Origin of the sequence: Streptomyces aurantiogriseus, from assembly GCF_014649375.1 — a bacterium.
In the GTDB taxonomy this organism is placed as follows: Bacteria; Actinomycetota; Actinomycetes; order Streptomycetales; family Streptomycetaceae; genus Streptomyces; species Streptomyces aurantiogriseus.
In genome coordinates this window covers 160,040-175,319 of the sequence record NZ_BMSX01000010.1, presented here as the reverse complement: position 1 = coordinate 175,319, position 15,280 = coordinate 160,040, and the positions used below count along the sequence as shown (strand labels likewise).

Genomic DNA, 15,280 nt, shown 5'->3' with positions numbered 1-15,280 from the left:
GGGTCGGATCAGTGCGGGTCCTGGATCAGTGAGAAGCGGGCGCCCTCGGGGTCGGCCACGGTCGCCACACGCCCGTGAGCGCTGTCCCGGGACGGCTCGAGGACGTGCCCGCCGAGGTCGACGACCCGGGCGACCGCCTCGTCCGCGTCGGCCACCTCGAAGTACGTCATCCAGTGCGGTCCCCGATCCCGGGGCAGCGTGGTGCCCACGCCCTGGATGCCGGCGACCGGGCGGCCGGCGACGTGCAGGGTGACGTAGTCGAAGTCGGCGGACGCCACCGCCTCCTGCTCGTAGCCGAACACGGTCTCGTAGAACTTGGTGACGGCCACGGTCTCGAAGGTCAGCAGCTCGTTCCAGGCGGGGGTGCCGGGCAGGCCGGTGATGTCCGTGCCGAGGTGGGCGGCCGCCTGCCAGATGCCGAAGACGGCGCCGGAGGGGTCGGAGCAGATGGCCAGGCGTCCGGCGTCGGCGGCGTCCAGGGGGCCGACCCCGATCGTGCCACCGCACAGGCGCACCGTTTCAGCGGTCGTGTCCACGTTGTCCGAGGCGAGGTAGGGCGTCCAGGCGATGGGGAGGTGGCGGTCCGCGGGGAGTTGACCGATGCCGGCCACCTCACGGCCGTCGAGCAGGGCCCGCACGTACGGTCCGAGCTGCTGTGGGCCGGGTCGGAACTCCCAGCCGAACAGCTCGCCGTAGAACTCCTGGGTCGCGGCCAGGCCGTGCACCATCAGACTCACCCAGCAGGGTGTGCCGGGCGCGTACCGGGCGTGTGCTTCGCCGCTCAGGCCGGCCGACCCACGTGCCTCGGTCATCGTCACTCTCTCCTCGGCCCCTCGCGGTGGCCGCGTCCATTCCGCCTCGGCCCTCGAGCCGATGCTCGCACCCCCCGAGGTGCCGCGCGTTCCGGGCGCGCCGCCGCACCGTGGGCCCCGTGTCGGGAGGATGCCCGCCGTGCGGTTCCTCGTCCGTGTCCGTGCGATTGCCGACGGATGTCGATCGGATGTACGGGATGTGCCCGATCCCGTACGCCTCGTGATCGGGCCTGTCCGGCGGAGCAGAGTAGCCGGACATGGACGACAGGGCCACCCCGTGCGCAAGGATGGTGGCCATGAACGCCATCATCACCGCATCCGAACTCGCGAGCGAGCTGACGGGTGAGAACCCGCCGGTCGTGCTCGACGTCCGCTGGCAGCTCAGCGTGGCCAAGGCGGCCGGGGAGCCGCCGTTCGACGGCCGGGCCGCGTACGAGGCCGGGCACGTGCCCGGTGCCGTCTACATCGACCTGGACCGGGAGCTGGCCGGCACGCCCGGCACGGGCGGCCGTCATCCGCTGCCGGAGGTGGCTGAGTTCGGCGCGGCGATGCGCCGGGCGGGCGTGTCGGCGGCCCGTCCGGTGGTCGTGTACGACGGCGGGCAGGGCTGGGCGGCGGCCCGCGCGTGGTGGCTGCTGCGCTGGACGGGTCACCCGCACGTGCGGGTCCTCGACGGCGGGTTGCCGTCCTGGGAGGGGGATCTCTCGGTCGACGTACCGGTGCCCGCAGAGGGCGACTTCGAGCCGGTGCCGGCGGTCGGCGGACTCCTCGACGCGGACGGCGCCGCGGCGCTGGCCCGCTCCGGCGTGCTGCTCGACGCCCGTGCGGGGGAGCGGTACCGGGGTGAGATCGAGCCGATCGACCGGGTCGGCGGGCACATTCCGGGAGCCGTTTCCGCGCCGACGACCGAGAACGTGGGCCCGGACGGCCGCTTTCTGCCCGCCGAGGACCTGAAGGACCGCTTCAAGGCGCTGGGGGCGTCCGAAGGCACCGAGGTGGGCGTGTACTGCGGCTCGGGTGTCTCCGCCGCCCACGAGGTGCTGGCGCTGGCGGTGGCGGGCATTCCGGCGGCCCTGTACGTCGGTTCGTGGTCGGAGTGGTCGTCGGACCCGTCCCGGCCGGTCGCCGTGGGCCCCGACCCGCAGTGATCCTCGTCGCGCGGACACGTAAGGGAGGGGCGCACCGAACAGGTGCACCCCTCCCTTACGTATGAACCTGTGTGCGAACCGATGTCCACGAACCGGCGGCCCCGTGGGGCGAGTCGCCCCTCGGCGTCTTACTCCTGCTTCTTGCGCCGGGTGCCGAACACGATCTCGTCCCAGCTCGGCACCGCCGCGCGGCGGCCCGGGCGGACCCCGTCGGCCTCGGCCTGGCGGTCGGTGGCGCCGACGAGGCGGTCGCGGTGACTGCCCACGGAGCGCGGCGGCATGAGGACGTCCGCGTAGGCGGAACCGGCGGACGCGGCGGACGCCGGGGGTTCCTCGGCGGCCGGTTCCTCCGCGGGCTCCTCCGGCTCCTCCGGCGGGCGTTCGGGAACGACCAGGTCGCCCCGGAAGCTCGGCACCGCCTCCAGCAGGCTGGTCAGCGAGTCCCGTTCCCGCTCACCGGTGCTCTCCTCGGCCGGCTCGGACGCCTGCGCGGGCAGACTCGGCCGCTCGAGGGCGCGATCCATCGAACGCTCGCGCGGCAGCCGGGCGATGCGGGGGACGAACGGAAAGCTGGGCTCGGGGGCGGCCAGGTCGTCGGACTCGCCGATCAGCGAGCGCGCCTCTTCGTCGACGGCCTGGACGAGCCGCCTCGGCGGGTCGTACGTCCAGCTCGCGGAGTGCGGTTCGCCCGCGACCCGGTAGACCAGCAGGACCTCCCAGGTGCCGTCGTCGCGGCGCCAGGAGTCCCACTGGACGGTGTCCTTCTCGGCACCGCGCAGCAGCAGTCGCTCCTGGACGGCCTCGCCGAGCTGAGGCCCCGCGGCGTTCTCACCGGGCCGGCGGACGGGCGTCTTGCGGGCCCGCTCGGCCATGAAGGCGCGCTCGGCCAGCACGGGGCCCTCGAAGCGGCGGACGCGGTCGACGGGGATGCCCGCCATCTGCGCGACTTCCTCCGCCGTGGCCCCAGCTCGTATACGCGCCTGGATGTCGCGGGGGCGGAGATGGCTCTCCACCTCGATCTCGATCTGGCCGAGGCGGGGACGGTCGCCGCGGACGGCGGCGCGCAGACGCTCGTCGATCGGAAGCGTGTACTCCGTGCTGTCCGCAGCCTTCAGCACCAGCCGTGTGCCGTCATTCGAGACGGCCACGACACGCAGTTCGGGCATGGGGACCTCCCGGGTGGTGCCTGCCGACGTCACGTGCGTCGCTGCTTCCGCTAGTCGAGTGTGGCCTGCCCGGGTGCAGCCTGCCACAACCTTGCCGAGTTGCCCGGCGTGTCGGGCGCGGGCCCTGGATCGCCGTTATGGCACGGTTACCTATTCGCCACGCTAAGTGACCAACTCCGTGACCCTGTGCAACCAGCCCCCCTCCCAGCGGTCCAGCAAGGCCCCGGACGCCCAGGCGGGAGACCGGACCCAGGGCTCGCAACAGTACTCCATTTGGGCCACGTGCGTGGATTGGCGCGCCGCCCAACTTCTGGCAAGGGGTGCCAGTCGGCCGTCCGCTGCCCGGTTTCCACGATCTTGAACGTGGCGAACCTCACGCAACCCCCCGAAACGGAAAAAGGTTTCGCCGGGGCCGGTCTGAGTGTCCCTCAGATCGGGCAGGCGGCCGCGTCGACGCCGCGTCCGCTACGCCCCCAGAACCCTCCGCAAGTAGTCGTTCTGGAACAGGCGGTCGGGATCCAGCCGGTCCCGCAGTGCCGTGAACTCCTCGAAGCGGGGGTAGACGCCCGCCAAGTACTCCGCGTCGCGCGTGTGCACTTTGCCCCAGTGGGGCCGGCCCTCGTGCGCGGTGAAGATGCGCTCGGCTGCGGTGAAATACGCCCGGTACGGCGTGCCCTTCACCATGTGGACGGCGATGTACGCGCTGTCACGCCCGGACGCGGTGGACAGCGTGATGTCGTCCGCCGGCGCGGTGCGCACCTCGACGGGGAAGCTGACCCGCAGGCCGGAGCGGTCGACCATCGCCTTCAGTTCGCACAGCGTCTCGGTCACGGCCTCGCGCGGCACGGCGTACTCCATCTCCACGAACCGCACCCGGCGCGGGGAGGTGAAGACCTTGTAGGGAATGTCCGTGTAGCTGCGCGCGGACAGGGCCTTGCTGGAGATCCGGGCGATCGTCGGGACGGTGGCCGGCACCGCCCGGCCGACCCACTGGGCCGCCTGGAAGACGCCGTTGGAGAGGAACTCGTCCTCGAACCAGCCCGCGAACTGCCCCACCGGCTTGCGAGGACCCGCGCTGCGGTTGTTGCGCTTGGTGTTGGTGCTGCCGGTGTGCGGGAACCAGTAGAACTCGAAGTGCTCGTTCTCGGCCCACAGTTCGTCGAAGTCGGCCAGGACCTTGTCGAACGGCATCGGCTCCTCGCGCGCGGTGAGCAGGAAGATCGGCTCCACGGCGAAGGTGAGCGCGGTGACGATGCCGAGGGCGCCGAGGCCGATCCGGGCCGCCGCGAACACCTCGGGGTTCTCCTTCTCGGAGCAGGTGAGGACCGAGCCGTCGGCCGTGACCAGTTCGAGCGCCTTGATCTGGGCAGCGATCGAGCTCGACTCGCGGCCCGTGCCGTGGGTGCCGGTGCTGGCGGCTCCGGAGACGGTCTGCTCCATGATGTCGCCCATGTTGGTGAGCGACAGACCCTCGCGTGCCAGGGCCATGTTGAGTCTCTTGAGCGGGGTGCCGGCCTCGACCGTGACGGTCATGTTGTCGCGGTCGACGGCGCGGATGCCGGTCAGCAGCTGAGGGCGGACCAGCACGCCGTCGGTCGCGGCGATCGACGTGAAGGAGTGACCGGTGCCGACCGCCTTGACCTTCAGCCCGTCCTCGGCGGCCCGGAGCACGGCCGCGGCCAGTTCGTCGACGGAGGCGGGCGTGACCTCCCGCGCGGGGCGGGCGACGACATTGCCGCCCCAGTTACGCCACGTGCCGTTCTTCCCGCTCGCTGTGCTGCTCAACGGTGCCTCCCCGACCCGGAGCCGGCCTGCTGAGCCGGCGGTACCCCAGGAAACCGACCGCGACCGCGACGGCCCCGGACACCGCCGGAACCCCGTACCCGGCCCGCGCGCCGGCCGCGTCGATGACCCAGCCGGCGATGGAGGAGCCGAGCGCGACCCCGACCGCGAGCCCGGTGCTCACCCAGGTCATGCCCTCGGTCAGTTGCGCGCGTGGTACGTGCTCTTCGATGAGGGACATGGTCGTGATCATCGTGGGAGCGATGGCCAGGCCCGCAAGGAACAGCGCCACGGCCAGAAACGGCAAGTTTCCGACCAGTAGGAGGGGGATCATACTCACGGCCATCATGAACACGCCCAGCAGCCAGCGCCGTTCCGGCGCCCCCTTGAGGCGCAGCAGGCCGAACACGAGCCCGGCCACGCAGGAACCGGCCGCGTAGAGCGCCAGGACGACGCTCGCGGCGCCCTTGTGACCTCGCTCCTCGGCGAAGGCGACGGTGACCACGTCGACCGCCCCGAAGATCGCCCCGGTCGCCACGAACGTGGCCACCAGGACCTGCAGGCCCGGCGAGCGCAGGGCCGTGGCGCGGCCGTGGTGCTCGCGAGGGTGCGGCTTAGGCTCGGTGGCCCGCTGCGCGGTCAGCCAGAAGACGCCGACGGCGAGGAAGCAGGCCGCCAGCAGCGGTCCCGCCTCGGGGAACCAGGCCGTGGACAGCCCGATGGAGATGATCGGCCCGAAGATGAAGCACACCTCGTCCACCACGGACTCGAAGGAGTACGCGGTGTGCAGTTGCGGGGTGCCCCGGTACAGGGCCGCCCAGCGGGCCCGGATCATCGCGCCGAGACTCGGCACGGAGCCGATCCCGGCGGCGCACACGAACAGCACCCAGTCCGGCCAGTCGAAGTGCGCGGCCAGCAGCAGCCCGGCGGACGCGGCGAGCGCGACCAGCGTGGCGGGGCGCAGCACCCTGCGCTGCCCGTACTGGTCCACCAGGCGGGAGATCTGCGGTCCGATCGCCGCCGCGGCCAGTGCGATGGTCGCCGACAGGGCGCCCGCGAGCCCGTAGCGCCCGGTGAGCTGGGAGACCATCGTGACCACGCCGATGCCCATCATCGACAGCGGCATCCGGCCGAGGAACCCCGCGGCGGAGAAACCCTTGGAGCCGGGGGCGGCGAACAGGGCGCGGTAGGGGCTGGGCACGGAGGTCTCCGGTGGGGTCCGGTCACGCGTGCGTGGCGGCTCGGCACGGCGCGAGGGAAGGCGGCTCTGCGGGGCTCGGTAAGGCGTGCATGGAGCGCGACGGGGCTGGTAAGGCGTGAATACAGCTCATACAGCTTACGGAGTTAGGAAACCCTAACGCACCCCCTGCGGACCCTTCGCGCGGGTGCCGCTCGCCACCCGGCCACCTCCCTTCAGCCGCCCCCGTTCCTCACCCCCGCCCGACACCCCGCCGTTTCCCGGCTGTCAGTGCCGGGTGGCAGGATCGAGACATGCCAGACGCGCTCGATGCCACCCCTTACGACGCCCTGCTCCTGCTCTCCTTCGGCGGCCCGGAAGGCCCGGACGACGTGGTCCCGTTCCTGGAGAACGTGACGCGCGGGCGCGGCATCCCCAAGGAACGCCTCAGGGAAGTGGGTCAGCACTACTTCCTGTTCGGCGGGGTCAGCCCCATCAACGACCAGAACCGCGCCCTGCTGGACGCCCTGCGCAAGGACTTCGCCGACCACGGCCTGGACCTGCCGATCTACTGGGGCAACCGCAACTGGGCCCCGTACCTGACGGACACCCTGCGCGAGATGGTCGCCGACGGCCGCCGCCGCATCCTCGTCCTCGCCACCAGCGCGTACGCCTCGTACTCCGGCTGCCGTCAGTACCGCGAGAACCTCGCCGACTCGCTGGCCGCCCTGGAGGCCGAGGGCCTGGTGCTGCCGAAGATCGACAAACTGCGGCACTACTTCAACCACCCCGGCTTCCTGGAGCCCATGATCGAGGGTGTGATCCGCTCCCTCGCCGACCTCCCCGAGGACGTCCGGGACGGCGCACACCTCGCGTTCACGACCCACTCGATCCCCACCGCGGCTGCCGACACCTCCGGCCCCGTGGAGGACCACGGCGACGGCGGTGCGTACGTCAGGCAGCACCTGGACGTGGCGCGGCTGATCGCCGACGCCGTCCGTGAGCGCACCGGCGTGGACCACCCCTGGCAGCTCGTCTACCAGTCCCGCTCCGGCGCCCCGCACATCCCGTGGCTGGAGCCCGACATCTGCGACCACCTGGAGGAGCGGCACGCCGCCGGGGTCCCGGCCGTCGTGATGGCCCCCATCGGCTTCGTCTCCGACCACATGGAGGTCCTCTACGACCTCGACACGGAGGCCAGGGCCAAGGCCGAGGAGCTGGGCCTGCCGGTGCGCCGCTCGGCCACCGTCGGCGCCGACCCGCGCTTCGCCGCCGCCGTCCGCGAGCTCGTCCTGGAGCGCGCCGCGGCCGAGAGCGGCCGGGAGGTCACCCCGTGTGCCCTCGGCGCGCTGGGCGCGAGCCACGACCTCTGCCCGGTCGGCTGCTGCCCGGCCCGCGCCCCGAGGCCCGCCGCCGCGGGCGCCGACAGCCCCTACGCGTGAGGAGCCCCGTGACCGACCCCCTGCACACGGACCTGCTCAAGCTCGCCAAGGAAGCCGCCCGCCGGGCCGGCGAGCTGCTGCGGGACGGCCGCCCGGCCGACCTCGCGGTCGCCGCCACCAAGTCGAGCCCCATCGACGTGGTCACCGAGATGGACATCGCGGCCGAGAAGCTGATCACGGGCCTGATCTCCGATCACCGCCCCGACGACGGCTTCCTCGGCGAGGAGGGCGCCTCCAGCGAGGGCAGCAGCGGCGTCCGCTGGGTGATCGACCCCCTCGACGGCACGGTCAACTACCTCTACGGGCTGCCCACCTGGGCCGTCTCCATCGCGGCCGAACAGGACGGCGAGACCGTCGTCGGGGTGGTCGCCATCCCGATGCGCGGCGAGACGTACCACGCGGTGCGCGGCGCCGGGGCCTGGGCGACCGGCCCCTGGGAGGGCGAGCGCGCCCTCACCTGCCGCCCCCCGGCACCTCTCGACCAGGCCCTGGTCTCCACCGGCTTCAACTACGTCACCGAGGTCCGCGCCCACCAGGCCGACGTGGCGCAGAAGCTGATCCCGCTGCTGCGGGACATCCGGCGCGGCGGCTCCGCGGCCGCCGATCTCTGCGACCTGGCCGCCGGCCGCCTCGACGGGTACTACGAGCGCGGTCTGCACGCCTGGGACCTCGCCGCGGGCGACCTGATCGCCAGGGAGGCGGGCGCGCTGACCGGTGGACGCCCCGGACAGCGCCCCTCACGCGATCTGGCGGTCGCGGGGACCCCGGCCGTCTTCGAGCCCCTCCAGCGGCTCCTGGAGGACTTCGGCGCCTGGCACGACTGAGGCAGCGCCCCGGCACGCGAAGGGGCCCCGGCGCTGGATTCGCCGGGGCCCCTCCGTCGTTCGTTCGAACTGCTCAGACGCTTGACGCGCCGACTTCCACACCGTGCTCGGCGGCGAGGCGGCGCAGGTCGTCGAGCTCGCCCTGCTCCACCTCGACGAGGAAGTCGTCGCCCTCGTCACGAGCCCGCGTCAGGTCGGACTCGGTCGCCTTTATGCGCTGCAGAAGTCCTGCGGTGAATGCGTCCATGCTGCGCCCCCTCGTCCTGGGTCGTGGGTCGGTGGCACGGGGGTGTGCCGTTCGGGAAGGGGCGATCACGTCTCCAGTAGATGCCCAGCACGCTGCCCTGCTGGGCGGCGACGGTGCCGGACACCCACGCCCACTCTGCGGCAAGCGGATCGCGGAGTACCACATGGTGCTGCGGCACATGCAGAGCGTGATCGCGGGGTGTAAAGCCGTCCTCCCCCCGCTCCCTTCCGCGGAAACCTCAACCGAACGAGAAAATCTGGCATTCCCGGGCTTCACACCCGTCCTTCATGGCGCCCTCACCCGCCTTACAGCCGACTTATGGCCGAAAAGGGCAGGATGGAAGCACACACCCGCCAAGACCCCTGCCCGCGTGCGCTCACGGAGCGCTACGCGGGTGGACACAGGAAGGACAAGCGACGTGCGCGTACTCGTCGTCGAGGACGAGCAACTGCTCGCCGATGCGGTGGCCACCGGACTGCGCCGGGAGGCCATGGCCGTCGACGTCGTGTACGACGGTGCGGCCGCCCTGGAGCGCATCGGCGTCAACGACTACGACGTGGTCGTCCTCGATCGCGACCTCCCGCTCGTGCACGGCGACGACGTCTGCCGCAAGATCGTCGAACTGGGCATGCCCACGCGCGTGCTGATGCTCACGGCCTCCGGCGACGTCAGCGACCGCGTCGAGGGCCTGGAGATCGGCGCCGACGACTATCTCCCCAAGCCCTTCGCCTTCAGCGAGCTCATCGCACGCGTGCGTGCCCTCGGCCGGCGCACCAGCGTGCCCCTGCCGCCCGTCCTGGAGCGGGCCGGCATCAAGCTCGACCCCAACCGCCGTGAGGTCTTCCGCGACGGCAAGGAGGTGCAGCTCGCGCCCAAGGAGTTCGCCGTCCTGGAGGTGCTGATGCGCAGCGAGGGCGCGGTCGTCTCCGCGGAGCAGCTCCTGGAGAAGGCCTGGGACGAGAACACCGACCCGTTCACCAACGTCGTGCGCGTGACCGTCATGACCCTGCGCCGCAAGCTCGGCGAACCGCCGGTGATCGTCACCGTCCCCGGCTCCGGCTACCGGATCTGACCCCGTGGCCGCCGCACCCGCGCCTCCCCAGGCGCCCCCGAAGCCCACCTGGGATCCCAGGAAGCCGCAGGCTCCCTTCCCCTGGCTGCGCCCGACGATCCGCATACGCCTCACGCTGCTGTACGGCGGGATGTTCCTGATCGCCGGCATCCTGCTGCTGTCGATCATCTACCTGTTCGCCGCGAGCGCGCTGAACGTGGGCAGTGAACTGCCCTTCAAGATCATCTCCGGTCAGGTCGCCAGCGACACCTGCAACTTCCCGCCCGAGCCGACCGCGACCGAGCTCAACCACGCGATGTACGAGTGCGTGAACGAGCAGCGCCAGCACGCCCTGGACAACCTGCTCAGCCGTTCCCTGCTGGCGCTGCTCGGCCTCGCGGTCATCGCCTTCGCCTTCGGCTACGCCATGGCGGGCCGGGTGCTCGCGCCGCTCGGCCGGATCCTGCGCACCGCCCGCTCGGTCGCGGGCTCGGACCTCTCCCGCCGGATCGAGCTGGACGGCCCGGACGACGAGCTCAAGGAGCTGGCCGACACCTTCGACGACATGCTGGAGCGGTTGCAGCGCGCCTTCACCGCCCAGCAGCGCTTCGTGGGCAACGCCTCGCACGAGCTGAGAACGCCGCTCGCGATCAACCGCACGCTCCTCGAGGTGCATCTCTCCGACCCGAACGCGCCGGTGGAGCTCCAGCAGCTCGGCAAGACGCTGCTCGCCACCAACGAGCGCAGCGAGCAGCTCGTGGAGGGCCTGCTGCTGCTCGCCCGCAGCGACAACCAGATCGTCGAGCGCAAGCCGGTCGACCTCGCCGAGGTCGCCGGGCAGGCCATCGACCAGGTGCACGGCGAGGCCGCGGCCAAGGGCGTGGAGATCCGTGGCAAGCGCGAGTCCTCGGTCGTCCAGGGCAACGGCGTGCTGCTGGAGCGGATCGCCCTGAACCTGGTGCAGAACGCCGTGCGCTACAACGTGCCCGCGGACGGCTGGGTCGAGGTGACCACCGAGGTCCAGCACGGCCAGGCGGTCCTCGTCGTGTCGAACACGGGGCCGGTCGTCCCCGCGTACGAGATCGACAACCTCTTCGAGCCCTTCCGGCGGCTGCGTACGGAGCGCACGGGCAGCGACAAGGGCGTGGGGCTCGGCCTGTCCATCGTGCGGTCCGTGGCCCGGGCGCACGGCGGCCACATCACGGCCCAGCCGCGCGAAGGGGGAGGGCTCGTGATGCGTGTCATGCTCCCCGTCTGAGATCATGTCGCCGACACACAGGGGGGTGTTCGCTTTGCGCGGAATTTTCGGGGCTGTGACCCAGCTCCCCCATGTGTGATCGATCACAAGGGCGATTTTCCGGCCATCTACTCTCCGTGATCATGAGGGGCGCCGGAAAGCCCGGAAACTCCGGGTTTTCGGGGGTCCTGATCACGGGAAGTACACGGTGAGGCGCCTTTGAAGTGCGGCATTCGGACCGTGTACGGTCCCGATCGCCATCCAACCCGATCACTCGTGAGGAGTCCGGTTGGGTGTCGATTGAGTAACAGACCTTGATGTGAGGCAAAATCTCCGCCTCGAGGCGGGCACAAGTCCGGCCTCTCACGCGTTACGTGCGCTGGAGACACCGCAGACACCCAGAGGGGGAGAGGCGAAATGGCAACCGATTACGACACCCCACGCAAGACCGACGACGACGTTGACTCCGACAGCCTTGAAGAGCTGAAGGCCCGGCGGAACGACAAGTCGGCCTCCGCCGTCGATGTCGACGAGTTCGAGGCCGCGGAGGGCCTGGAGCTGCCCGGCGCAGACCTCTCCAACGAGGAACTGGCCGTCCGGGTGCTCCCGAAGCAGCAGGACGAGTTCACCTGCATGAGCTGCTTCCTGGTCCACCACCGCAGTCAGCTGGCCCGGGAGAAGAACGGCCAGCCGATCTGCCGCGACTGCGACTGAGGGCGGGTCGGCCGTGACTGGCTCGACCCCTCCTCGGAAGCGCCGTTTCCCTCTACGGGGAGCGGACAAGGGGCCGTCCGACGGCCCTCACGGCGTGCGTGACGACGAGCGAGGCTCATCCGGTACGGGATTGATCCCTGCGGGATCGGCCTCGCTCGAACCGACGGACGACCGGGGTGACCTCCCGGCTCCGGCACAGGGCGCCGCGCCCGTCGCCAGGCGACGGGCGGCGGCGATCCGGGACAAGGCCGTGGACCTGGCCAGGGAAGGCGTCCGCAAGGGCGGCAGCCGCGCCAGGGCGGGCGTGGCCTACCTCGCCGACCGGATCATCGAGAACGCCCCCAGGATCCCCGTGCGGGACCTCCCCACACTCCGTCGGCAGTTCCCCGGCCTCGGGCCGGAACAGCTCGCCGACAAGCTCGTGACGGGCGCGGCGAACGCCACGTCCACCGTCGGAGCGGGCGTCGGCGCGGCGGCCATGCTGCCCGTGCCGCCCGCGATGCCGACGGAGATCGCCGCCGAGATCACCGGCGTCGCGGCGATCGAGCTGAAGCTGATCGCCGAACTGCACGAGGTCTACGGCGTGCGGCCGCCGGGAAACCTCAAGGACCGCAGTACCGCGTATCTGCACTCGTGGTCGGGCGAACGCGGGGTCGACGTGATGAAGCCCGCCTCGCTCAACTCGGCCCTGGGCGGCCAGATGAAGCGCGAGCTGCGCCAGCAGATCATGAAGCGCATGGTCCGCGACCTGCCGAACCTGATGCCGTTCCTGGTGGGAGCCGCGGTGGGCGCGGTCATGAACCGGCGGGACACCAAGAAGCTGGCCGCGAAGATCCGGGCCGACCTGCGCAAGGTCCAGGTGCCGTGGGACGCCCTGCCCGACCTCCCGCCGCTGGAGAGGCCGGAGGACCCGCTGCCCCTCGGCGAAGGCCCCAAGGAGATCGGGGACTGAGAAGTCTTTGCGCGACGCGGGCGAAACCTTTGCCTACGCCGCGGTTTCCCGCGCTGCCCGCAGCGCCTCGGCCAGCCGCTCCGGCTCCCGCGTCGACAGGTACAGGTACGGCGTCGGGTCCTGCGGGTCGGTGACCTCCACCCGCAGCGCGGTGGGGATGTAGGCGCGGAGCAGCAGGAAGGCCCGGTTGTCGGCCTTGTACGTGCGCCAGGCGCGCGCCTCCTCGGGGTCCAGGACCTCCGCCTCGCCCAGCGCCGCGACCGGGATCTTCGCCTCGCCCGCGATCAGCGAGTCGCCCACCACCCGGATGCGGACGGAGCCGTAGGAGCTGGCCACGACCGCCGCGGCGGCGGTGCCGCCGACCAGGCCGCCGAGCATCGGCAGGGTGCCGAAGGGCAGCAGGATCAGGGCGAAGGAGACGCCCACGAGGAACGAGACGAACCACCACGAGCGGGGGGCGGTGAGGCGTTCTTCGTACGGGGTGGTGGAGAGCTGCATGAGGCCAAGCTTGGCACGGTGTCCGGATTCTGCCGACGCGCGGGTAAGGTCTGCGGCTGTGAGTGGTACTTCCGCAGCTCTTCAACCTCCGGCCGACGCCGTGAAACCGGTTCGGCACCCCGATGCTCCCCTGCCCGGCGAGCTTCTCGGCGCCCATTACGAACAGTGTTTCGGGTGCGGCGGCGCGCAGTCGCACGGGCTGCATCTGGAGGCGCGGGCCGGCGAAGGAGTCACGGTCATCGCCGAGTTCACCGTGCAGCCCGCCCACCAGGGGGCACCCGGGCTGGCGCACGGCGGTGTCCTGGCCAGCGCGCTCGACGAGACGCTCGGCTCGCTGAACTGGTTGCTGCGGACGATCGCCGTGACCGGACGGCTCGAGACCGACTTCGTGCGGCCCGTGCCCGTCGGTACGACCCTGTACCTGGAGGCCGAGGTGACTGCGATGGCCGGCCGGAAGATCTACTCGACCGCCACCGGGCGGATCGGCGGCCCCGAGGGGCCCGTCGCCGTCCGCGCGGACGCGCTCTTCCTCGAGGTCGAGGTCGAGCACTTCGTCCACCACGGCCGTGAGGAAGAGATCCAGGCCGCCATGAGCGACCCGGACCAGGTCCGGCGTGCCCGCGCCTTCGAGGTGAACCCGTGAGCCGTCCTCCCGTGAACGTCCTGATCCGGCGCGTCGACCCCGACGTACCGCTTCCGACGTACGCGCACGCCGGCGACGCTGGGGCCGATCTGCGGACCACCGAGAGCCGGGAGCTGGCGCCGGGAGAGCGGGCGGTGCTGCCCACGGGGGTGTCCATCGCGCTGCCTGAGGGGTACGCGGCCTTCGTGCACCCGCGTTCGGGGCTCGCCGCCCGGTGCGGCGTCGCCCTCGTGAATGCCCCGGGGACGGTTGATGCCGGGTACCGTGGGGAGATCAAGGTGATCGTGGTGAATCTCGACCCGCGCGAGTCCGTGCGGTTCGAGCGCTTCGACCGGATTGCCCAACTGGTCGTCCAGCAGGTCGAGAGGGTCCGCTTCCAGGAGGTGGCGGAGCTTCCCGATTCCGCGCGGGCCGAGGGGGGCTTCGGGTCCACCGGTGGCCACGCCGCGGTGGACGGCGGAGGCAACACGAACGGTCAGGCCGCCATGGGCGGCGCGACGGGTGGGAATCGATACGCTTCGGTCGTATCCGACCGGGAAGGACAGTGACGTGTTCGGACGTCGCAAGAAGAAGGGTGCCGCCGAGGACGCGGCCGGCGAGGCCGAGCAGGTCGTCGACAGTGTCGACACTGAGGCGGACGAGGTAACGGGCGCCCGCGAGCGCGTGCGGCTGGAGCCCGAGCCGCGGCCCGACGGGCCGTGGGACAGCTCGGAGGTGCGCGACCCCGGTGAGGGCCGCGTGGATCTGGGCGGGCTTTTCGTGCCCGGGGTCGACGGCATGGAGCTGCGCGTCGAGGTCGCGGGCGACGCGATCGTCGCGGCCACCGTCGTACTGCGCGACAGCGCCATTCAGCTGCAGGGCTTCGCCGCGCCCAAGCGCGAGGGCATCTGGAGCGAGGTGCGCGAGGAGATCGGCTCGGGCATCACCCAGCAGGGCGGCATCGTCGACGAGGTCGAGGGCCCGCTGGGCTGGGAGCTGCGGGCGCAGGTGCCGGTGCAACTGCCGGACGGCACGGGCGGGTTCCACGTCGTGCGGTTCGTCGGCGTGGACGGTCCGCGCTGGTTCCTGCGCGGTGTGATCTCGGGCCAGGGCGCGGTGCAGCCGCAGGCGGCCGGCCTGCTGGAGCAGATCTTCCGGGACACGGTCGTGGTCCGCGGCGACGGCCCGATGGCGCCCCGCGATCCGATCGTCCTCAAGCTGCCGAACGACGCCCAGATGGTCCCCGAGGGCGTCCAGCAGGAGGAGGCCGGCTCCCGGTTCTCCGGCGGCATGGGACAGCTGCAGCGCGGGCCTGAGATCACCGAGGTCCGCTAGACAGACGCGAAGAGGGCCGCACCCCCTGTGGGGTGCGGCCCTTTCTGCTGCGCGAACTCCTGACGGACGGCGTGAACCGATCGGGGGGTCTCGTCCGATGAACCGGTGAGGGGGAAGCGACGAAGAGTGAGGGGGAGGGCGTATGGCCCGGTCGACCTGGGGTGTGTCCGCCGCGTCAGGGTTGCGTCAAAGGCGTCTCGTGCCCTCCTTTTCATCCCCTTTGTCGGCTTCGTTGGCCGTAAGGTCGACGCTGCGTACGCAGCAGGTACGGGA

16 protein-coding genes are annotated in these 15,280 nt (G+C 71.5%); 10 read left to right on the top strand and 6 right to left on the bottom strand.

Translation table 11 applies throughout. The annotated features are described in order from the left end of the window. Positions 1-8 precede the first annotated feature (8 nt). Positions 9-812, bottom strand: a complete 804-nt coding sequence (locus IE263_RS22075) for a VOC family protein (RefSeq protein WP_189939278.1) — start codon at positions 810-812, stop codon at positions 9-11. A gap of 296 nt (positions 813-1,108) precedes the next feature. Here IE263_RS22075 and IE263_RS22070 point away from each other — a divergent pair, with 296 nt between their 5' ends. Beyond that, positions 1,109-1,960: a sulfurtransferase gene (locus tag IE263_RS22070; RefSeq protein WP_189939276.1), complete on the top strand. Its 852-nt coding sequence runs from the start codon at positions 1,109-1,111 to the stop codon at positions 1,958-1,960. A 128-nt stretch (positions 1,961-2,088) separates the two neighbouring features. Here the strand turns inward: IE263_RS22070 and sepH are convergent, their stop codons facing one another. From sepH to IE263_RS22055, 3 genes are all read right to left on the bottom strand, one after another. After that, a complete protein-coding gene (gene sepH / locus IE263_RS22065; RefSeq protein WP_189939274.1) occupies positions 2,089-3,126 on the bottom strand; it encodes a septation protein SepH in 1,038 nt (345 codons plus the stop codon). A gap of 465 nt (positions 3,127-3,591) precedes the next feature. Then, complete coding sequence (locus IE263_RS22060) at positions 3,592-4,911, bottom strand: D-arabinono-1,4-lactone oxidase (RefSeq protein ID WP_189939272.1); 1,320 nt, start codon at positions 4,909-4,911, stop codon at positions 3,592-3,594. Then, the gene (locus IE263_RS22055) at positions 4,871-6,109 is read right to left on the bottom strand and encodes an MFS transporter (protein WP_189939270.1); all 1,239 of its coding nucleotides are present in this window, start codon (positions 6,107-6,109) and stop codon (positions 4,871-4,873) included. The genes IE263_RS22060 and IE263_RS22055 overlap by 41 nt, the downstream gene beginning before the upstream one ends. A gap of 290 nt (positions 6,110-6,399) precedes the next feature. On the opposite strand from IE263_RS22055, the gene IE263_RS22050 reads away from it, so the two are divergent. Beyond that, positions 6,400-7,527 (top strand): ferrochelatase, encoded by a 1,128-nt coding sequence (locus IE263_RS22050; protein WP_189939268.1) that lies wholly within the window; start codon positions 6,400-6,402, stop codon positions 7,525-7,527. 8 nt (positions 7,528-7,535) lie between these two features. Continuing rightward, a complete protein-coding gene (locus tag IE263_RS22045) occupies positions 7,536-8,351 on the top strand; it encodes an inositol monophosphatase family protein (RefSeq protein ID WP_189939266.1) in 816 nt (271 codons plus the stop codon). 73 nt (positions 8,352-8,424) lie between these two features. Here IE263_RS22045 and IE263_RS22040 read toward each other — a convergent pair whose 3' ends face one another. Further along, the gene (locus IE263_RS22040) at positions 8,425-8,598 is read right to left on the bottom strand and encodes a hypothetical protein (protein WP_167348321.1); all 174 of its coding nucleotides are present in this window, start codon (positions 8,596-8,598) and stop codon (positions 8,425-8,427) included. A 418-nt stretch (positions 8,599-9,016) separates the two neighbouring features. On the opposite strand from IE263_RS22040, the gene IE263_RS22035 reads away from it, so the two are divergent. The 4 genes from IE263_RS22035 to IE263_RS22020 all read left to right on the top strand — a co-directional run bounded on the left by IE263_RS22035 (position 9,017) and on the right by IE263_RS22020 (position 12,552). Beyond that, positions 9,017-9,670 (top strand): response regulator transcription factor, encoded by a 654-nt coding sequence (locus IE263_RS22035; RefSeq protein WP_003993508.1) that lies wholly within the window; start codon positions 9,017-9,019, stop codon positions 9,668-9,670. A gap of 4 nt (positions 9,671-9,674) precedes the next feature. Next, complete coding sequence (locus IE263_RS22030) at positions 9,675-10,907, top strand: sensor histidine kinase (protein ID WP_189939264.1); 1,233 nt, start codon at positions 9,675-9,677, stop codon at positions 10,905-10,907. Between the two features lie 396 nt (positions 10,908-11,303). Continuing rightward, positions 11,304-11,600: a DUF4193 domain-containing protein gene (locus tag IE263_RS22025; protein ID WP_003993510.1), complete on the top strand. Its 297-nt coding sequence runs from the start codon at positions 11,304-11,306 to the stop codon at positions 11,598-11,600. A 13-nt stretch (positions 11,601-11,613) separates the two neighbouring features. Further along, positions 11,614-12,552 (top strand): hypothetical protein, encoded by a 939-nt coding sequence (locus IE263_RS22020; RefSeq protein WP_189939262.1) that lies wholly within the window; start codon positions 11,614-11,616, stop codon positions 12,550-12,552. A gap of 33 nt (positions 12,553-12,585) precedes the next feature. Here the strand turns inward: IE263_RS22020 and IE263_RS22015 are convergent, their stop codons facing one another. Next, positions 12,586-13,050 carry a DUF3093 domain-containing protein gene (locus IE263_RS22015; protein WP_189939261.1) on the bottom strand — a complete coding sequence of 155 codons (465 nt, stop codon included), beginning with the start codon at positions 13,048-13,050 and terminating at the stop codon, positions 12,586-12,588. A gap of 58 nt (positions 13,051-13,108) precedes the next feature. Here IE263_RS22015 and IE263_RS22010 point away from each other — a divergent pair, with 58 nt between their 5' ends. The 3 genes from IE263_RS22010 to IE263_RS22000 are packed head-to-tail and all read left to right on the top strand — an operon-like array spanning position 13,109 to position 15,007. After that, complete coding sequence (locus tag IE263_RS22010) at positions 13,109-13,693, top strand: PaaI family thioesterase (protein ID WP_189939259.1); 585 nt, start codon at positions 13,109-13,111, stop codon at positions 13,691-13,693. Then, complete coding sequence (dut, locus tag IE263_RS22005; protein ID WP_189939257.1) at positions 13,690-14,241, top strand: dUTP diphosphatase; 552 nt, start codon at positions 13,690-13,692, stop codon at positions 14,239-14,241. The genes IE263_RS22010 and dut overlap by 4 nt, the downstream gene beginning before the upstream one ends. A 1-nt stretch (position 14,242) precedes the next feature. Next, positions 14,243-15,007 carry a DUF3710 domain-containing protein gene (locus IE263_RS22000; RefSeq protein ID WP_189939255.1) on the top strand — a complete coding sequence of 255 codons (765 nt, stop codon included), beginning with the start codon at positions 14,243-14,245 and terminating at the stop codon, positions 15,005-15,007. Positions 15,008-15,280: the final 273 nt, after the last annotated feature.

Excerpts from the sequence above, each read along its gene's own strand:
- IE263_RS22075 (WP_189939278.1), bottom strand. The coding sequence starts at position 812 with ATGACCGAGGCACGTGGGTCGGCCGGCCTGAGCGGCGAAGCACACGCC.
- IE263_RS22070 (WP_189939276.1), top strand. The coding sequence starts at position 1,109 with ATGAACGCCATCATCACCGCATCCGAACTCGCGAGCGAGCTGACGGGT.
- sepH (WP_189939274.1), bottom strand. The coding sequence starts at position 3,126 with ATGCCCGAACTGCGTGTCGTGGCCGTCTCGAATGACGGCACACGGCTG.
- IE263_RS22050 (WP_189939268.1), top strand. The coding sequence starts at position 6,400 with ATGCCAGACGCGCTCGATGCCACCCCTTACGACGCCCTGCTCCTGCTC.
- IE263_RS22040 (WP_167348321.1), bottom strand. The coding sequence starts at position 8,598 with ATGGACGCATTCACCGCAGGACTTCTGCAGCGCATAAAGGCGACCGAG.
- IE263_RS22025 (WP_003993510.1), top strand. The coding sequence starts at position 11,304 with ATGGCAACCGATTACGACACCCCACGCAAGACCGACGACGACGTTGAC.
- IE263_RS22015 (WP_189939261.1), bottom strand. The coding sequence starts at position 13,050 with ATGCAGCTCTCCACCACCCCGTACGAAGAACGCCTCACCGCCCCCCGC.